Origin of the sequence: Mycobacterium conspicuum (genome assembly GCF_010730195.1) — a bacterium.
In the GTDB taxonomy this organism is placed as follows: domain Bacteria; phylum Actinomycetota; class Actinomycetes; order Mycobacteriales; family Mycobacteriaceae; genus Mycobacterium; species Mycobacterium conspicuum.
In genome coordinates, this window is record NZ_AP022613.1 from 4,161,604 (window position 1) to 4,178,045 (window position 16,442).

12 protein-coding genes and 3 rRNA genes are annotated in these 16,442 nt (G+C 63.3%); 6 read left to right on the top strand and 9 right to left on the bottom strand.

Annotated elements, in window-relative coordinates; all coding sequences use genetic code 11:
* Positions 1-11: 11 nt before the first annotated feature.
* Positions 12-944: an LLM class F420-dependent oxidoreductase gene (locus G6N66_RS19090; RefSeq protein WP_232079355.1), complete on the top strand. Its 933-nt coding sequence runs from the start codon at positions 12-14 to the stop codon at positions 942-944.
* Here G6N66_RS19090 and G6N66_RS19095 read toward each other — a convergent pair.
* Positions 925-2,160, bottom strand: coding sequence for an MFS transporter (locus tag G6N66_RS19095; RefSeq protein ID WP_085233223.1), 1,236 nt, complete (start codon positions 2,158-2,160; stop codon positions 925-927). The genes G6N66_RS19090 and G6N66_RS19095 overlap by 20 nt on opposite strands.
* Positions 2,161-2,251: 91 nt before the next feature.
* Here G6N66_RS19095 and G6N66_RS19100 point away from each other — a divergent pair, with 91 nt between their 5' ends.
* Positions 2,252-3,130 carry a LysR family transcriptional regulator gene (locus G6N66_RS19100; RefSeq protein ID WP_085233224.1) on the top strand — a complete coding sequence of 293 codons (879 nt, stop codon included), beginning with the start codon at positions 2,252-2,254 and terminating at the stop codon, positions 3,128-3,130.
* A gap of 3 nt (positions 3,131-3,133) precedes the next feature.
* Here the strand turns inward: G6N66_RS19100 and G6N66_RS19105 are convergent, their stop codons facing one another.
* Positions 3,134-3,565, bottom strand: a complete 432-nt coding sequence (locus tag G6N66_RS19105) for a pyridoxamine 5'-phosphate oxidase family protein (RefSeq protein WP_085233225.1) — start codon at positions 3,563-3,565, stop codon at positions 3,134-3,136.
* Positions 3,566-3,621: 56 nt separating this feature from the next.
* Here G6N66_RS19105 and G6N66_RS19110 point away from each other — a divergent pair, with 56 nt between their 5' ends.
* The 3 genes from G6N66_RS19110 (at position 3,622) to G6N66_RS19120 (ending at position 6,590) form a co-directional block, all read left to right on the top strand.
* Positions 3,622-4,164 carry a GNAT family N-acetyltransferase gene (locus G6N66_RS19110; RefSeq protein ID WP_085233226.1) on the top strand — a complete coding sequence of 181 codons (543 nt, stop codon included), beginning with the start codon at positions 3,622-3,624 and terminating at the stop codon, positions 4,162-4,164.
* A gap of 444 nt (positions 4,165-4,608) precedes the next feature.
* The gene (locus G6N66_RS19115; RefSeq protein WP_085233227.1) at positions 4,609-6,096 is read left to right on the top strand and encodes a DNA-3-methyladenine glycosylase 2; all 1,488 of its coding nucleotides are present in this window, start codon (positions 4,609-4,611) and stop codon (positions 6,094-6,096) included.
* Entirely contained in the window at positions 6,093-6,590 is a 498-nt protein-coding gene (locus G6N66_RS19120; protein WP_085233228.1) for a methylated-DNA--[protein]-cysteine S-methyltransferase, read from the top strand. The genes G6N66_RS19115 and G6N66_RS19120 overlap by 4 nt, the downstream gene beginning before the upstream one ends.
* 142 nt (positions 6,591-6,732) lie before the next feature.
* Here the strand turns inward: G6N66_RS19120 and rrf are convergent.
* The 4 genes from rrf to murA all read right to left on the bottom strand — a co-directional run bounded on the left by rrf (position 6,733) and on the right by murA (position 13,396).
* Positions 6,733-6,846 (bottom strand): 5S ribosomal RNA (gene rrf / locus G6N66_RS19125).
* Positions 6,847-6,938: 92 nt separating this feature from the next.
* Positions 6,939-10,024: ribosomal RNA gene (locus G6N66_RS19130) — 23S ribosomal RNA — on the bottom strand.
* Between the two features lie 290 nt (positions 10,025-10,314).
* Positions 10,315-11,845: ribosomal RNA gene (locus G6N66_RS19135) — 16S ribosomal RNA — on the bottom strand.
* The 16S, 23S and 5S rRNA genes sit together here, the layout of an rRNA operon.
* Positions 11,846-12,142: 297 nt before the next feature.
* Positions 12,143-13,396, bottom strand: coding sequence for a UDP-N-acetylglucosamine 1-carboxyvinyltransferase (gene murA, locus G6N66_RS19140; protein ID WP_085233229.1), 1,254 nt, complete (start codon positions 13,394-13,396; stop codon positions 12,143-12,145).
* Between the two features lie 68 nt (positions 13,397-13,464).
* Here murA and G6N66_RS19145 point away from each other — a divergent pair, with 68 nt between their 5' ends.
* The gene (locus tag G6N66_RS19145) at positions 13,465-14,046 is read left to right on the top strand and encodes a cob(I)yrinic acid a,c-diamide adenosyltransferase (protein ID WP_085233230.1); all 582 of its coding nucleotides are present in this window, start codon (positions 13,465-13,467) and stop codon (positions 14,044-14,046) included.
* 75 nt (positions 14,047-14,121) lie between these two features.
* On the opposite strand, the gene G6N66_RS19150 is transcribed toward G6N66_RS19145, so the two are convergent.
* The 3 genes from G6N66_RS19150 to atpD are packed head-to-tail and all read right to left on the bottom strand — an operon-like array spanning position 14,122 to position 16,430.
* Positions 14,122-14,565, bottom strand: coding sequence for a DUF2550 domain-containing protein (locus tag G6N66_RS19150; RefSeq protein ID WP_085233231.1), 444 nt, complete (start codon positions 14,563-14,565; stop codon positions 14,122-14,124).
* Between the two features lie 17 nt (positions 14,566-14,582).
* Entirely contained in the window at positions 14,583-14,948 is a 366-nt protein-coding gene (locus G6N66_RS19155; RefSeq protein ID WP_085233232.1) for a F0F1 ATP synthase subunit epsilon, read from the bottom strand.
* 24 nt (positions 14,949-14,972) lie between these two features.
* Positions 14,973-16,430 (bottom strand): F0F1 ATP synthase subunit beta, encoded by a 1,458-nt coding sequence (gene atpD / locus G6N66_RS19160; RefSeq protein WP_085233233.1) that lies wholly within the window; start codon positions 16,428-16,430, stop codon positions 14,973-14,975.
* Between the last annotated feature and the right edge of the window lie 12 nt (positions 16,431-16,442).

Sequence of the window (16,442 nt, forward strand, 5' to 3'; positions counted from 1 at the left end):
ACAGCTTGCCCGTGGAATTTCGTGTCTTCGTCGAGCCGCAGCAAGGCACCCGCTATGTGGACCAGCTCGCCGTCGCCCAAACCGCCGAACGGCTCGGCTACGCGGCCTTTTTCCGTTCCGACCACTACCTGGCGATGAGCGGTGACGGCCAGCCCGGGCCGACCGATTCGTGGGTGACGCTGGGCGCAATCGCCCGCGAAACGTCGAGCATCCGGCTCGGCACGCTAGTCACCTCCGCAACGTTCCGCTACCCGGGCCCCCTGGCCATCTCGGTGGCACAGGTAGACGAAATGAGCGGCGGGCGCGTCGAATTGGGGCTCGGCAGCGGCTGGTTCGCGCCCGAACACGAGGCGTACGGAATCCCGTTTCCCTCGGTGACAGAACGGTTCGAACGGCTCAGTGAGCAACTGGCCATCGTCACCGGATTGTGGACGACCAAGCCCGGCGAAAGGTTCGACTACGCCGGGAAGCACTACACCATCGCTGGGTCGCCCGCGCTTCCCAAACCGGTGCAAAGCCCGCATCCCCCGATCATCATCGGCGGCGTCGGCGCCAAGCGCACCCCGGCGCTGGCTGCCGCCCACGCCGCCGAATTCAACGTGCCCTTCACGCCGATCGACGTCGCCAAAACGCAACGCGAGCGAGTCGCCGCCGCGGTCGCCGCGGCCGGCAGACCTCAAGACTCCATCGCGTACTCGGCTGCGTTCGTGATCTGCGCGGGCCGCGATGACGCCGAGGTGGCTCGACGCGCGGCGGCGATCGGCCGAGACGTGGACGAGATGCGGTCCAACAGCCCGCTGGTCGGCACGCCTGCCGAGATCGTCGACAAGTTGGCTCCCTGGCAGAACATCGGCCTCCAGCGCGTGTACACCCAACTGCTCGACCTGTCCGACCTTGCGCACCTGGAGCTGTTCGCAGCCGAAGTCATGCCACAGCTGCGCTGACGCAAACTGGTTCGGGCGCAGCCCTTTTCACCAACGACGCCACCAGCAACAGGCCGGCCAACTGCAGCGCGCCGACGAACACCACGGTGCCCGGCCAGCCGCCGACGCCGTAGACCAGCCCGCCGAATCCGCCGGCCACCGAGCCGCCCAGGTAGTAGCTGAACAGGTACAGCGCCGACGCCTCGGCGCGATCCCGACGGGCAACGGCGCCCACCCAGCCGCTGGCCACCGTGTGCACGGCGAAGAATCCGCCGGTGAATACCCCTGCGCCAAGGACGATCAGGACCAAATTACGCGGAACGGTCGCCAGAAGGCCGAGCACCGCGATCGGCAAGGCGCCACCGAGCACCAGCGCGCGGCCCTTGCGGTCGGCGAGCCGCCCGGCCACCGTCGAGGTCACCGTGCCCGCCAGGTACAGCAGGAACAACAGGCCCACCACCGACGAGGCCAACGAGAACGGCTGTGCGCTCAATCGGTACCCCAGGTAGTTGTAGACCGTGACAAATCCGCCCATCAGCACGAAGCCTAAGGCAAAAAGCTTGCACAGCACCGGGTTTCGCAGATGCGCCCGCAGGCTGTGAACGGTGACCCGGACGCTGGCCATCTTGGGGGTGAAGAACCGTGACCGGGGCGCGAGAACGGCGAAGACGCCCGTCCCGGCCAGCGTCGTCAGCGAGCACACCAGCAGTCCGACGCGCCAATTGCTGACGTCGAAGATCAGCGACGGGACGATCCGCCCGGCCAGGCCGCCAATCGTGGTCCCGGCGACATAGCGTCCCATCGCCGCACCGAGCGACGAGGCATGCACTTCCTCGGCCAGATACGCCATCGCAACCGCGGGTATCCCGGCCAGCGCGACGCCCTGCAGTGCGCGCCCGACGAGCAGGATTGAAAGCGTGGGGCTGAGCGGCAGCAGCAACCCGATAATGCTCGACAGCACGCCCGACGTCAGCATCACCGTGATCCGTCCGTAACGCTCGGACAGGACGCTCGCCGGAATGATGGACAGCGCCAGCATTCCCGTCGTCAACGAGACGGCGAGCGCCGCGGTGGCGGGAGTGATTCGGTAATACGTCGACAGCGCCGGTAGTAGGGCTTGGGTGCAGTACATCGCGGCGAAACTGGCCAGGCCGGCGCCGTAGAGCGCCACGGTCACTCGCCGATAGCCCCGGCTGCCGGCGTGATGCGCGGTGGGGGTCGGGGTGAGCGGAGGCATGGTTGTGATGCTCCGCGCACCCGGCTGTGAACGGAAATGAATTACTTGATCGATTATCATGCTAATACGTAATAAGTAGAGGTGGAGGCGCATGCGCGACGGCGACTACGAGTGGTATGTCACACTCGCCGAGCTGCAGCACGTCACGGCCGCGGCCGACCAGCTGCACGTGGCGCAGCCAACCCTGACCCGAATGCTGTCCCGGCTGGAACAGCGACTGGGCGTCGCGTTGTTCGATCGCCGCGGCAAGCGGCTTTCCCTCAACGCCTACGGACGCATCTTCTACGAACACGCGCGGCGGGCCCAGCTGGAGCTCGATTCAGCGCGGCGCGCGATCGAAGACCTGAACAACCCCGCCGTCAGCGAAATCCGACTGGGATTTCTGAGTTCCTTTGGGGCGCGGGTGGTGCCGCGCTTGATCGCGGAATTCACGGCGTCCTCGCCGCGAGTCGCGTTCACGCTGCGGGAGGGCGCCGCCGAATCGATCGGAGACCTGGTGGGGTCCGATGCCGTCGACATCGGCATAGTGTCGCCGCGGCCAAAGGAGCCAACATTGGCCTGGCGCAGCATGTTCCGTCAGCGTCTGGGAGTGGCCGTCCCCCGCGACCACGGGCTTGCAACCGTCGCGGCGGTGTCGATGAACGATCTCAACCGTGAGCGCTTCGTCACCATGCCCCCGGGTTTCGGGATGCGACGGCTGCTCGACGAGCTATGTGCCGCAGCACAATTCCAGCCGCGGATCGTCCTGGAATCGACAAACCTGAACACCGCAGCGGGCCTTGTCGCCGCGGGGCTCGGCGTCAGCCTGGTGCCAATCGACGGCAGCGACGAGACACCCGGGATGCGCGTCCTACCCCTTGCCGACGCCGACGCCTATCGCGACGTGGGAATGATCTGGAACTCCGCGCGGCAGCCGTCGCGACCAACCCGAGACTTCATCGCGTCGGCGGCGACCATCCAGTACACCTAGCGCTCAGATGCCGTCGTCGGAGAAATCGGCGGTGATCCACCGATCGGGGCGGATGGTGAACAACACACTCTCCTGACCCGCAAGGCTCTGGACGAACGCGCGGCCGAGTTCCTCACCGAGGTAACGGATGGCGATCTCTTCCCGCACCTCCACCGGCGTGGGCTTGGTGGTCTCCACGACCGTGCCCTCGACCACCACGTATTGGTACGGCGGCTCCTCGCGTTGGGCCGTCAGCGTGACGGCACCGGCCTGTTCGATCAGCCTGGCCTTCCGCGATGACGCGCCCGTGTTGATCAAGATGTTCTGCCCGGGGGCGTAGCCATACCAGACCGGGACGCTGGCCGGCGGCCGGCCGTCCGTGGCGGCCACGGACAGCACGCCGACGTGCACTCCTGCGAGGAACTCCTGACGTTCGGACTCGGTGAACGGTTTCATGTGTGGCGGAACACACTTGGCTGCCAAGCTTATTCCTCAGGCGCAGACTGAGTCACATGCCAACAACCATCGGCCACGTGCGTCCCGCGTCCGCACAGGATGCGCCCGCCTGTGTTGCGATCTACCGCCCCTACGTCCGCGACACCACGATCAGTTGGGAAACCGAAGTGCCGACGGTCGAAGAGATGGCGGCGCGTATCGGCGCTGCCCGCGCTACCCACGAATGGCTGGTGCTCGAAAGCGGCGATCAGATCACCGGTTTCGCCTATGCGCACGCGCTGCGACGCCTGCCGTCCTATCAATGGTCGGCCGAAACCGGCATTTATGTCAGCGCCGAGCACCACCGCACCGGCGTCGGCCGCAAGCTGTACACCCAACTGCTGCGGCGCATTACCGAGCGGGGTTATCGACGAGCCTTCGCCGGAATCACGCAGCCCAACGAGGCCAGCAACAGCTTTCACCGATCATTCGGATTCCAGGATGCCGGCCTATACCGCCGCGTCGAATGGAAGCACAACAGCTGGCACGACGTCGCATGGATGCAACTCGATCTGCTCGGCGCCGCCGAGCAGGATGAACCACCCGGCCCGATTGCCTGAGCGCCGAAAGGCGCTCTCCTAAACGGTTGTGTCCGCGCTACCGCGACAGGTCGTTACGACCTGCCGCCGCCACCGCCCAGCCGACCGCCGCCGCCACCGAGCCGACCGCCGCCGCCACCAAGGGCGATCTCGGCTGCGAATTCGCGGGCAAGAAGATCCATCATGAGGCGCTCCTAGCGAGACGGTCACCTGTCCCTCCCGGCGAGGCGACACACTGGGTGACCGGGCCAGCCTACCCTCGGGAAGCCTCCGCCTGAAGGGAGTGCTGCCCAGCCGGGATTGCGAAATCCCAAGAGCGACAAGTGTTCCGCCGCGCGTCGCGCACTTTTAATCTGCGTGCTCCAAACAATTCATCCGTTGGGCGCCGGCGCCAGGCGAAGGGCCCCAGACTGCGATGTCGCTTTTCCGCCAGTTTTGTCGGTGGGTAGGTGTAACTGTGGAAGCATGCACGAGGATTTCGACCACTGCTACCGCGCGGTCCAGTCCAAGGACGCCCGGTTTGACGGCTGGTTCGTCACCGCGGTGCTGACCACGCGAATCTACTGTCGGCCCAGCTGCCCGGTGCGGCCGCCCTTCGCACGTAACGTCCGGTTCTACCCGACGGCGGCCGCAGCGCAGCGGGCGGGATTCCGCGCGTGCAAACGCTGCCGTCCCGATGCATCTCCGGGTTCCCCGGAGTGGAACGTACGCGGCGACGTCGTCGCGCGCGCCATGCGGCTCATCGCCGACGGCACGGTGGACCGTGACGGCGTCGGCGGCCTGGCGCGCCAACTTGGCTACACCACCCGGCAGTTGGAGCGGCTCCTGCAGGCCGAGGTGGGCGCGGGGCCGCTGGCGCTGGCCCGCGCGCAACGGGCGCAGGCCGCACGGGTGCTGATCGAAACCACGCAACTACCGTTCGGCGACGTCGCGTTCGCGGCGGGGTTTTCCAGCATCCGCCAGTTCAACGACACCGTTCGGCTGGTGTTCGAAAGCACCCCGACGACGCTGCGCAAGCACGCAGCCGCCCGATTCGGACCCGGCGTGGGCACGCCCGGAACGGTGACGCTCCGATTGCCGGTCCGGGCACCGTTCGCATTCGAAGGCGTTTTCGGTCATCTGGCCGCCGGCGCGGTGCCGGGTTGCGAAGAGGTCCGCGACGGCGCGTACCGACGCAGCCTGCGGCTTCCCTCCGGGAGCGGGGTGGTCTCCCTGACGCCGGCGGACGATCACGTCCGTTGTGTCCTCACCCTCGAGGACTTCCGGGATCTCACCACCGCGATCGCTCGCTGCCGGCGGCTGCTGGACCTCGATGCCGACCCCGAGGCGGTGGTCGAGGCGCTCGGCCGCGATCCCGACCTGGCCCCGGTGATTGCCAAGGCGCCCGGACAGCGCATTCCGCGCACCGTCGACGAGGCCGAACTGGCCATCCGTGCGGTGTTGGGCCAACAAGTGTCGATGAAGGCCGCGCGCACGCATACCGCCAGGTTGGTCAGCGCGTACGGGCCGCCCGTCCGAGACCCCGAGGGTGCGTTGACGCACGCGTTCCCGTCGGTCGAACAGCTCGCCGAGATCGATCCGGTCCATCTGGCGGTCCCCAAAGCACGACAGCGAACGGTCACCGCCCTGATCGCCGGCCTCGCCGACGGGAGCATCGCCATTGACGCCGGGTGCGACTGGAATAGCGCCCGCCGGCAGCTGCTGGCCCTGCCCGGCGTGGGCCCATGGACCGCGGAGGTGATCGCCATGCGCGGCCTAGGCGACCCGGACGCGTTCCCGGCCAGCGACCTCGGCCTTCGGTTGGCCGCCGAGCAGCTGGGCCTGCCCGGCGAGCAAAAGGCGCTGACCGAACGCAGCACCGCGTGGCGCCCCTGGCGCTCGTACGCCGTCCAACATCTATGGACCACCCTGGTCCATCCGGTAAACCAGTGGCCACCCCAGGAGGTTGCATGATCCACTACCGCACCATCGACAGCCCGATCGGACCCTTAACACTGGCGGGCCGCGGCTCGGTTCTGACCAACCTGCGGATGGTCGACCAAACCTACGAGCCCAGCCGCGCCGACTGGTCGTCCGACCCCGGGGCATTCCCCGACGCCGTCGACCAACTCGGCGCGTATTTCGCCGGCGAGCTCACCGACTTCGATCTCCAGCTCGATCTGCGGGGCACCGAGTTTCAGCAGCGCGTCTGGAAGGCGCTGCTGACGATCCCGTACGGGGAGACCCGCTCCTACGGCGAGATCGCCGAGCAGATCGGTGCGGCCGGCTCCGCGCGTGCTGTCGGGCTGGCCAACGGCCACAACCCGATCGCCATCGTCGTTCCGTGTCATCGCGTCATCGGCGCCAGCGGACGCCTGACGGGATACGGCGGTGGTCTGGAACGCAAACAAACCCTGCTCGAATTGGAGAGACGGCGCGCGGCGACGAGTTTGACGCTCTTCGACTGAGATCTGGGCGCGAGCGTGCGCAGAATGCCGGCGTGACCAGCGAGTCGCCGCGCAAACACGCACGCTCGCCGGGGGGTGGGGTGGGAGTCACGGGTGCCCGGAATGCAAAAACACCCCCGGAGAACCGGGGGTGTTTTTGTATGTTCGGCGGTGTCCTACTCTTCCACCCGAATTGGGCAGTACCATCGGCGCTGACAGGCTTAGCTTCCGGGTTCGGGATGGGACCGGGCGTTTCCCTGTCGCTGTGACCGCCGTAACTCTATTTAATTTCTCATTCAAGAGTACTGGTGGGGGGTGTGGCATTTCACGCCTTGCGGCGAGAAATGGATAAGTGGTTGCGATATGTGTGTTGGTAAGTTTTCGGCCGGTTAGTGCCAGTTCCCTGCACCCATTGCTGGGCTTCCAGGTCTGACCTATCAATCCGGTGATCTGCCGGGGGCCTTATCCCTCTAAAAGGGTGAGAAGCCTCATCTTGGAGAAGGTTTCCCGCTTAGATGCTTTCAGCGGTTATCCTGTCCGAACGTGGCTATCCAGCGGTGCTCCTGGTGGAACAACTGGTGTACCAGAGGTTCGTCCGTCCCGGTCCTCTCGTACTAGGGACAGGTTTCCTCAAGCTTCTGACGCGCGCGGCGGATAGAGACCGAACTGTCTCACGACGTTCTAAACCCAGCTCGCGTGCCGCTTTAATGGGCGAACAGCCCAACCCTTGGGACCTGCTCCAGCCCCAGGATGCGACGAGCCGACATCGAGGTGCCAAACCATCCCGTCGATATGGACTCTTGGGGAAGATCAGCCTGTTATCCCCGGGGTACCTTTTATCCGTTGAGCGACACCCCTTCCACTCGGGGGTGCCGGATCACTAATCCCGACTTTCGTCCCTGCTTGACTTGTAGGTCTCGCAGTCAAGCTCCCTTGTGCATTTACACTCAACACCTGATTGCCGTCCAGGTTGAGGGAACCTTTGGGCGCCTCCGTTACATTTTAGGAGGCAACCGCCCCAGTTAAACTACCCACCAGGCACTGTCCGTGAACCGGATATACGGTTCGACGTTAGGTGTCCAATACGATCAGAGTGGTATTTCAACAACGACTCCACCCTAACTAGCGTTAAGGCTTCACAGTCTCCCACCTATCCTACACAAACCGTACCGAACACCAATACCAAGTTGTAGTGAAGGTCCCGGGGTCTTTTCGTCCTGCCGCGCGTAACGAGCATCTTTACTCGTAGTGCAATTTCGCCGAGTCTATGGTTGAGACAGTTGAGAAGTCGTTACGCCATTCGTGCAGGTCGGAACTTACCCGACAAGGAATTTCGCTACCTTAGGATGGTTATAGTTACCACCGCCGTTTACTGGGGCTTAAATTCTCCGCTTCACCCTTACGAGTTAACGGGTCCTCTTAACCTTCCAGCACCGGGCAGGCGTCAGTCCGTATACATCGTCTTGCGACTTCGCACGGACCTGTGTTTTTAGTAAACAGTCGCTTCTCACTGGTTTCTGCGACCGGTTCCCGCTCCCAGCGCAAGGCTGTTCACGGTAAGCCGGCCCCCCTTCTCCCGAAGTTACGGGGGCATTTTGCCGAGTTCCTTAACCATAGTTATCTCGTACGCCTTGGTATGCTCTACCTGACCACCTGTGTCGGTTTGGGGTACGGGCCGTGTGTGAACTCGCTAGAGGCTTTTCTTGGCAGCAGAGGATCACCGAATTCGCCTCAATCGGCTATGCGTCACCTCTCAGGAATATGAGCGACGGATTTGCCTATCGCTCTCCCTACAGGTTTGCCCCAGTATTACCACTGACTGGTACGGCTACCTTCCTGCGTCACCCCATTGCTTGACTACTACCAACCCGGGTCCCACGCAGCGGGCGATCCTCGCACCCCGAAGGGATTGATAGACCACCTTTTGGGTGGTTAGCAGAGTTGATTCATCACGGGCGCTCATACACGGGTACGGGAATATCAACCCGTTGTCCATCGACTACGCCTGTCGGCCTCGCCTTAGGTCCCGACTCACCCTGGGCGGACTGGCCTGGCCCAGGAACCCTTGGTCTTACGGCGGGCAAGGTTCTCACTTGCCTTATCGCTACTCATGCCTGCATTCTCACTCCCCCACTCTCCACCACCGGTTACCCGGAGGCTTCGCAGCATGGGGGACGCTCCCCTACCCAACCTTGCGGTTGCCGCGGCTTCGGCGGTGTGCTTGAGCCCCGCTACATTATCGGCGCACAATCACTTGACCAGTGAGCTATTACGCACTCTTTCAAGGGTGGCTGCTTCTAAGCCAACCTCCTGGTTGTCTTTGCGACTGCACATCCTTTCCCACTTAGCACACGCTTAGGGGCCTTAGCCGGCGATCTGGGCTGTTTCCCTTTCGACGTACGGAGCTTATCCCCCGCCGTCTCACTGCCACGCTATACACCACGGCATTTGGAGTTTGGCTGACGTCAGTAACCTAGTAGGGCCCATTGGCCATCCAGTAGCTCTACCTCCGTGGTGAAACACGCAACGCTGCACCTAAATGCATTTCGGGGAGAACCAGCTATCACGGAGTTTGATTGGCCTTTCACCCCTACCCACAACTCATCCCCTCAGTCTTCAACCTAAGTGGGTTCGGGCCTCCACGCGGTCTTACCCGCGCTTCACCCTGGCCATGGGTAGATCACTCCGCTTCGGGTCCAGAACACGCCACTAAATCGCCCTATTCAGACTCGCTTTCGCTGCGGCTACCCCACACGGGTTAACCTTGCGACGTGTCCCTGACTCGCAGGCTCATTCTTCAAAAGGCACGCCATCACCCCACGAAGAGGCTCTGACGGCTTGTAGGCACACGGTTTCAGGTACTATTTCACTCCCCTCCCGGGGTACTTTTCACCATTCCCTCACGGTACTAATCCGCTATCGGTCATCGAGAAGTATTTAGGCTTACCGGGTGGTCCCGGCAGATTCACAGCAGATTCCACGGGCCCGCTGCTACTCGGGAATTGATACAAGGCAGGTGCCGGGTTTTCGCGTACCGGGCTCTCACCGTCTGCGGCGGACCGTCCCAGGCCACTTCCGCTAACTACGACACTTTCTGACTGCCCCTCAGCCAGGTAGAGCTGAGATGTATCCTCCCACAACACCGCACGCACAACCCCTACCCGGTTACACATGCATGCGGTTTAGCCTGTTCCGCGTTCGCTCGCCACTACTAGCGGAATCACAATTGTTTTCTTCTCCTACGGGTACTGAGATGTTTCACTTCCCCGCGTTACCTCCCGCACCCTATATATTCAGGTGCGGGTAACACGACATCACTCGTGCTGGGTTTCCCCATTCGGAAATCCTCGGATCCACGCTCGGTTGACAGCTCCCCGAGGCATATCGCAGCCTCCCACGTCCTTCATCGGCTCTCGATGCCAAGGCATCCACCATGCGCCCTTAGACACTTACAAACACTACAAAAAACCAAAGAAGAAATTGCATTAACGAACACGCCTCCGAAGAGACGCATCCATTTGATGCTCGCAACCACTATCCAGTTCTCAAACACCACACCCCACCACCAAGATGGAGGGGCAACTCCCTTGACCCGCGAAGGTCCAAACAAGGGTGTTGCCTCAGGACCCAATAGTGTGTCTGGCGTTTCGTTTGTTGTCGTGCACCCAGCCCTCGCCCACTACAGGCGAGAACCCCTCACGGCTCACACTCCACCAATTGGAGTGTTTCTCGTGGTGCTCCTTAGAAAGGAGGTGATCCAGCCGCACCTTCCGGTACGGCTACCTTGTTACGACTTCGTCCCAATCGCCGATCCCACCTTCGACAGCTCCCTCCCAAAGGGTTAGGCCACTGGCTTCGGGTGTTACCGACTTTCATGACGTGACGGGCGGTGTGTACAAGGCCCGGGAACGTATTCACCGCAGCGTTGCTGATCTGCGATTACTAGCGACTCCGACTTCACGGGGTCGAGTTGCAGACCCCGATCCGAACTGAGACCGGCTTTAAAGGATTCGCTTAACCTTGCGGCATCGCAGCCCTTTGTACCGGCCATTGTAGCATGTGTGAAGCCCTGGACATAAGGGGCATGATGACTTGACGTCATCCCCACCTTCCTCCGAGTTGACCCCGGCAGTCTCTCACGAGTCCCCGGCATTACCCGCTGGCAACATGAGACAAGGGTTGCGCTCGTTGCGGGACTTAACCCAACATCTCACGACACGAGCTGACGACAGCCATGCACCACCTGCACACAGGCCACAAGGGAACTGATATCTCTACCAGCGTCCTGTGCATGTCAAACCCAGGTAAGGTTCTTCGCGTTGCATCGAATTAATCCACATGCTCCGCCGCTTGTGCGGGCCCCCGTCAATTCCTTTGAGTTTTAGCCTTGCGGCCGTACTCCCCAGGCGGGGTACTTAATGCGTTAGCTACGGCACGGATCCCAAGGAAGGAAACCCACACCTAGTACCCACCGTTTACGGCGTGGACTACCAGGGTATCTAATCCTGTTCGCTCCCCACGCTTTCGCTCCTCAGCGTCAGTTACTGCCCAGAGACCCGCCTTCGCCACCGGTGTTCCTCCTGATATCTGCGCATTCCACCGCTACACCAGGAATTCCAGTCTCCCCTGCAGTACTCCAGTCTGCCCGTATCGCCCGCACGCTCACAGTTAAGCCGTGAGTTTTCACGAACAACGCGACAAACCACCTACGAGCTCTTTACGCCCAGTAATTCCGGACAACGCTCGCACCCTACGTATTACCGCGGCTGCTGGCACGTAGTTGGCCGGTGCTTCTTCTCCACCTACCGTCAATCCGAGAAAACCCGGACCTTCGTCGATGGTGAAAGAGGTTTACAACCCGAAGGCCGTCATCCCCCACGCGGCGTCGCTGCATCAGGCTTGCGCCCATTGTGCAATATTCCCCACTGCTGCCTCCCGTAGGAGTCTGGGCCGTATCTCAGTCCCAGTGTGGCCGGACACCCTCTCAGGCCGGCTACCCGTCGGAGCCTTGGTAGGCCGTGACCCCACCAACAAGCTGATAGGCCGCGGGCCCATCCCACACCGCAAAAGCTTTCCACCACAAGGCATGCGCCAAGTGGTCCTATCCGGTATTAGACCCAGTTTCCCAGGCTTATCCCGAAGTGCAGGGCAGATCACCCACGTGTTACTCACCCGTTCGCCACTCGAGTACCCCCGAAGGGGCCTTTCCGTTCGACTTGCATGTGTTAAGCACGCCGCCAGCGTTCGTCCTGAGCCAGGATCAAACTCTCCAAACAAAAACTCCTCGCGAACGAGGTGAATTTCGAATCAGAGAAAATCTGACCTAACAAAAGGACACCAATAACTGGCATCCATAGAAACCACCACACCCACACACGGGGAGTGCTAGGTGTGGTCAAAAAACAACAACAAAATAAATGAAACCACCAAACACACTATTGAGTTCTCAAACAACACACTTGCTTGTTTTCGCCCGATTCCGGGCAACCCTGCCAGCTTAATACAGCTCTGGTAGGGGCGTCAAGGCCCGGTTTCGGCCATCCTGTGCGGTGACCGCTTCAGTCGGGCAGCGCTTACTGTACACGTTCGATCTCCGCTCCCAAAAACGCCAGGTTCTCGACGAATAACGGGTAGCCGCGGTCGATGTGGAAGACGTCGTGGACCTCGGTGTCACCGTCGGCGACCAGGCCGGCGAGCACCAGTCCGGCGCCGGCCCGGATGTCCGAACACCAGACCGGCGCGCTGGAGAGTTGGGGCAGGCCCCGCACGACGGCGTGGTGCCCGTCGGTGCGGGCGTCCGCACCGAGCCGGATCATCTCCTCGACGAACCGGAACCGCGCCTCGAAGACGTTCTCCGTGATCATCGATGTGCCGTCGGCGATCGCCGCCAGCGCGATCGCCATCGGCTGCAGATCGGTGGGAAACCCGGGAAACGGCAGCGTCGCGACATTGACCGCCTTCGGGCGCTCGTACTGGGTTACCCGGAAACTGCTGTCGGTCTGGGTGACGGTGGCACCCGCGTCGTGCAGTTTGTGCAGCACCACCTGAAGGTGCGCCGGATCGACGCCGGTGACGGTGATGTCGCCACGGGTCATCGCCGCGGCGATGCCCCAAGTGGCGGCGACGATGCGGTCTCCGATCACCCGGTGCTCGGTGGGGTGCAGCCGCGGAACGCCGGTGATCGTCATCGTGGGTGAGCCCGCGCCTTCGACCTGCGCGCCCATTTGGTTCAGCATGGTGCACAGATCGACGACGTCGGGTTCGCGTGCCGCGTTGTGTATTGTGGTGACACCCTCGGCCACCACGGCGGCCATCAGGATGTTCTCGGTGGCTCCCACCGACGGGAATTCCAACTGAATCTCCGCCCCGCGCAACGTATCTGCGGTAGCCACCACGCACCCGTGCTCGATGTTGCATTGCGCACCGAGCTGCCGCAAACCCGCCTGGTGCATGTCCAGCGGACGCGATCCGATCGCGTCGCCGCCGGGCAGCGCGACCTTGGCCCGCTTGCAGCGCCCGACCAGCGGTCCGAGCACGCAGACCGAGGCCCGGAACTGCCGGACCGCGGCGAAATCCGCGTCGTACTTGGGTTCGTCGGGTGAGGTGATGCGGGCGACGTCACCGTCGAGCTCGACGGTGGCCCCCAGGCCGCGGAGCACCTCCGCCATCAGCGGCACATCGAGGATGTCGGGGCAGTTGGTGATGGTGCTGGTGCCTTCGGCCAGCAGCGTGGCGGCCATCAGCTTGAGCACGCTGTTCTTGGCGCCCCCCACAGCGACTTCGCCCGCTAACCGGTTGCCGCCGGTCACCACGAATCGCTCGGCCACCCGGGTCAGTCTAGTGAAGCGGTATCGGCTTGTCAGGGAGGCAAGTCCTGCCGAGTACCGTTTCGCTCATGGCCGTACATCTGACCCGCATATACACCCGAACCGGTGACGACGGAACGACGGGATTGAGCGATTTCTCACGGGTCTCCAAGAACGACCTTCGCCTGATCGCCTATGCGGACTGCGACGAGGCCAACTCGGCGATCGGCGTCGCGATCGCCCTCGGCCGGCCCGACGACGAAATCACCGGTGTGCTGCGCCAGATCCAGAACGACTTGTTCGACGCCGGCGCGGACCTGTCGACCCCGGTGGCGGAAAACCCCGAACACCCGCCCCTGCGAGTGCCGCAGGCCTACATTGACCGGCTTGAGGCGTGGTGCGACAAATACAACGAACCCCTGCCTGCGCTGAATTCCTTTGTGCTGCCGGGTGGTTCGCCGTTATCGGCCTTGCTGCATGTCGCCCGCACGGTGGCGCGTCGAGCCGAGCGGTCGGCGTGGGCCGCGGTCGACGCGTACCCCGACGGCGTCAGCGTGTTGCCGGCCAAGTATCTAAACCGGTTGTCGGACTTGCTCTTCATCCTGTCGCGGGCGGCCAATCCCGATGGTGATGTGCTCTGGCAGCCCGGCGGCGGCGCGGGCAAGCCATAAGCCATCGAGTCTGCGTCCAGAGCGAATTCAAGCCAAAAATCAAGCGCTGATTGCAGTTTCGGCGCGGCTAGCGTCCTAGACGCTGCGGCGACGGGCCCGCGGTGACGGTCGCGACTCCAGCCAGGACAAGAACGCGGTCAACGCCCCTTGGTCGAGTGCGATCTCGTAGCCACTTCGACGTTCCTGCGTCGAGTCACGCAGTTCGAGCACGACGATCTCGTTGGTCATGATGTCGAACTCGTCGCCGCGTGGCGCGCGCCGGGCGACGATCTCCACGCCTCGTCTGCTGAGCCGGCGGTCCGGCCACAGTCGCAGGCTGGACAGCCGGTAGAACGCGGCTTCACCCCCGCGATAGCGGATCACCCCGTGCCGCCAGCCATGACCTCCGACCGCGGGGATGTCCCGCATGATCCCGGCGGTTCCGCCCTGCCGCAGCTTCCACAACCGATAGCTGAGGGCCAGAACGGCCGCCCCCAGCACGACGACGAGCGCGACCATGCCGATCATGGGCGCGCTCATGGCCTTGTCCGAGTCGGTTAGTCGAGCGCGCCGACGGCGCGCAGTCTGGCACGACCTCTCGCGGCGATCTTCGGGTCGTCGGACTCGGAGTCCTCCCGGGCCGCTGACTCATCGACCTCCGACTCGAATTCGGCGGACTCGGCGAGGATGGTGACGCCCTCCTCGGTCACCGACAAAAAGCCACCGTCCACCGCGACCCGCAGATCGTCGTCGCCGTCGCGTTCGACGCGCACCATCGCGTCGTCGACCAGTTGGGCCACCAGCGGGATGTGATGGGGCAGGATGCCGATCTCCCCGACGGTGGTGCGGGTGAAGACGAACGTCGCCTCGCCCGACCAGATTTTCCGGTCGACGGCGACGATCTCGACGTTCAATTCAGCCATGCCATAACACCTTTCGGCTCGGCATCAGGATTCGAGTTTGGCGCCAAAGCTCTCAGCCTTCTTAGCCAGGTCGTCGAGCCCGCCGATCAGGAAGAACGCCTGCTCGGGGATGTGGTCGAAGTCGCCCTTGGTCAGCTTGTCGAAGGCCTCGATGGTTTCCTTCACCGGAACCGTCGAACCCGGCTGACCGGTGAACTGCTCGGCGGCCATCATGTTCTGCGACAGGAACCGCTCGATGCGTCGAGCCCGCTGCACCAGCTGCTTGTCCTCTTCGGACAGCTCGTCGATACCGAGGATCGCGATGATGTCCTGAAGGTCCTTGTAGCGCTGCAGAATTCGGATGACTTCCTGCGCCACGCGGTAGTGCTCGTCACCGACGACACCGGGGTCCAGGATCGTCGAGCTGGAGGCCAGCGGGTCCACCGCGGGGAAGATGCCCTTGGAGAACACCGAACGCGACAGCTCGGTGGTGGCGTCCAGGTGCGCGAACGTCGTCGCCGGCGCCGGGTCGGTGTAGTCGTCGGCGGGCACGTAGACCGCCTGCATCGAGGTGATCGACCGGCCGCGGGTTGAGGTGATGCGCTCCTGCAGCTCGCCCATCTCGTCGGCCAGCGTGGGCTGGTATCCCACCGCCGACGGCATACGACCGAGCAGCGTCGACACCTCGGACCCGGCCTGGGTGAACCGGAAGATGTTGTCGATGAACAGCAGCACGTCCTGGCCCGCCTCATCGCGGAACCACTCGGCCATGGTCAGCGCGGACAACGCCACCCGCATACGCGTGCCGGGCGGCTCATCCATCTGACCGAAGACCAACGCGGTGTCCTTGAGCACGTCGGCTTCTTGGAGCTCCACCCAGAGGTCGTTGCCTTCACGGGTGCGCTCCCCCACGCCGGCGAAAACCGAAGTGCCACCGAAGTTTCGCGCGATACGGTTGATCATCTCCTGGATGAGCACCGTCTTGCCCACGCCGGCGCCGCCGAACAGCGCGATCTTGCCACCACGCACATACGGGGTGAGCAGATCCACCACCTTCAGGCCGGTCTCGAGCATCTCGGTGCGAGGCTCCAAGTCCTCGAACGCCGGCGGCTTGCGGTGAATCGACCAGTGCTCGAAGTCTTCTCCGTACCCCGGCTTATCCAGGCAGTGGCCCAGCGCGTTGAAGACGTGGCCCTTCACCTCCTGGCCGACCGGCACCGAGATCGAGTTTCCGGTGTCGGTGACCTCGACGCCGCGCACCAGACCGTCGGTGGGCTGCAAGGAGATCGTGCGCACCAGGTTGTCGCCCAGGTGCTGCGCAACCTCGAGCGTGAGGGTCTTTTTCAGCTCCTCGAAGGTGATGTCGGCGTGCAGCGCGTTGAACAGCTCGGGGACGGAGCCGCGCGGGAACTCGACGTCGACGACGGGGCCGGTGACTCGCACCACGCGGCCGCTGGTGTCGGTGTCCTTGCTCTTCTCAGTCTTCTGGGCAGTAGCAGTCATGTCTCTTCTTCC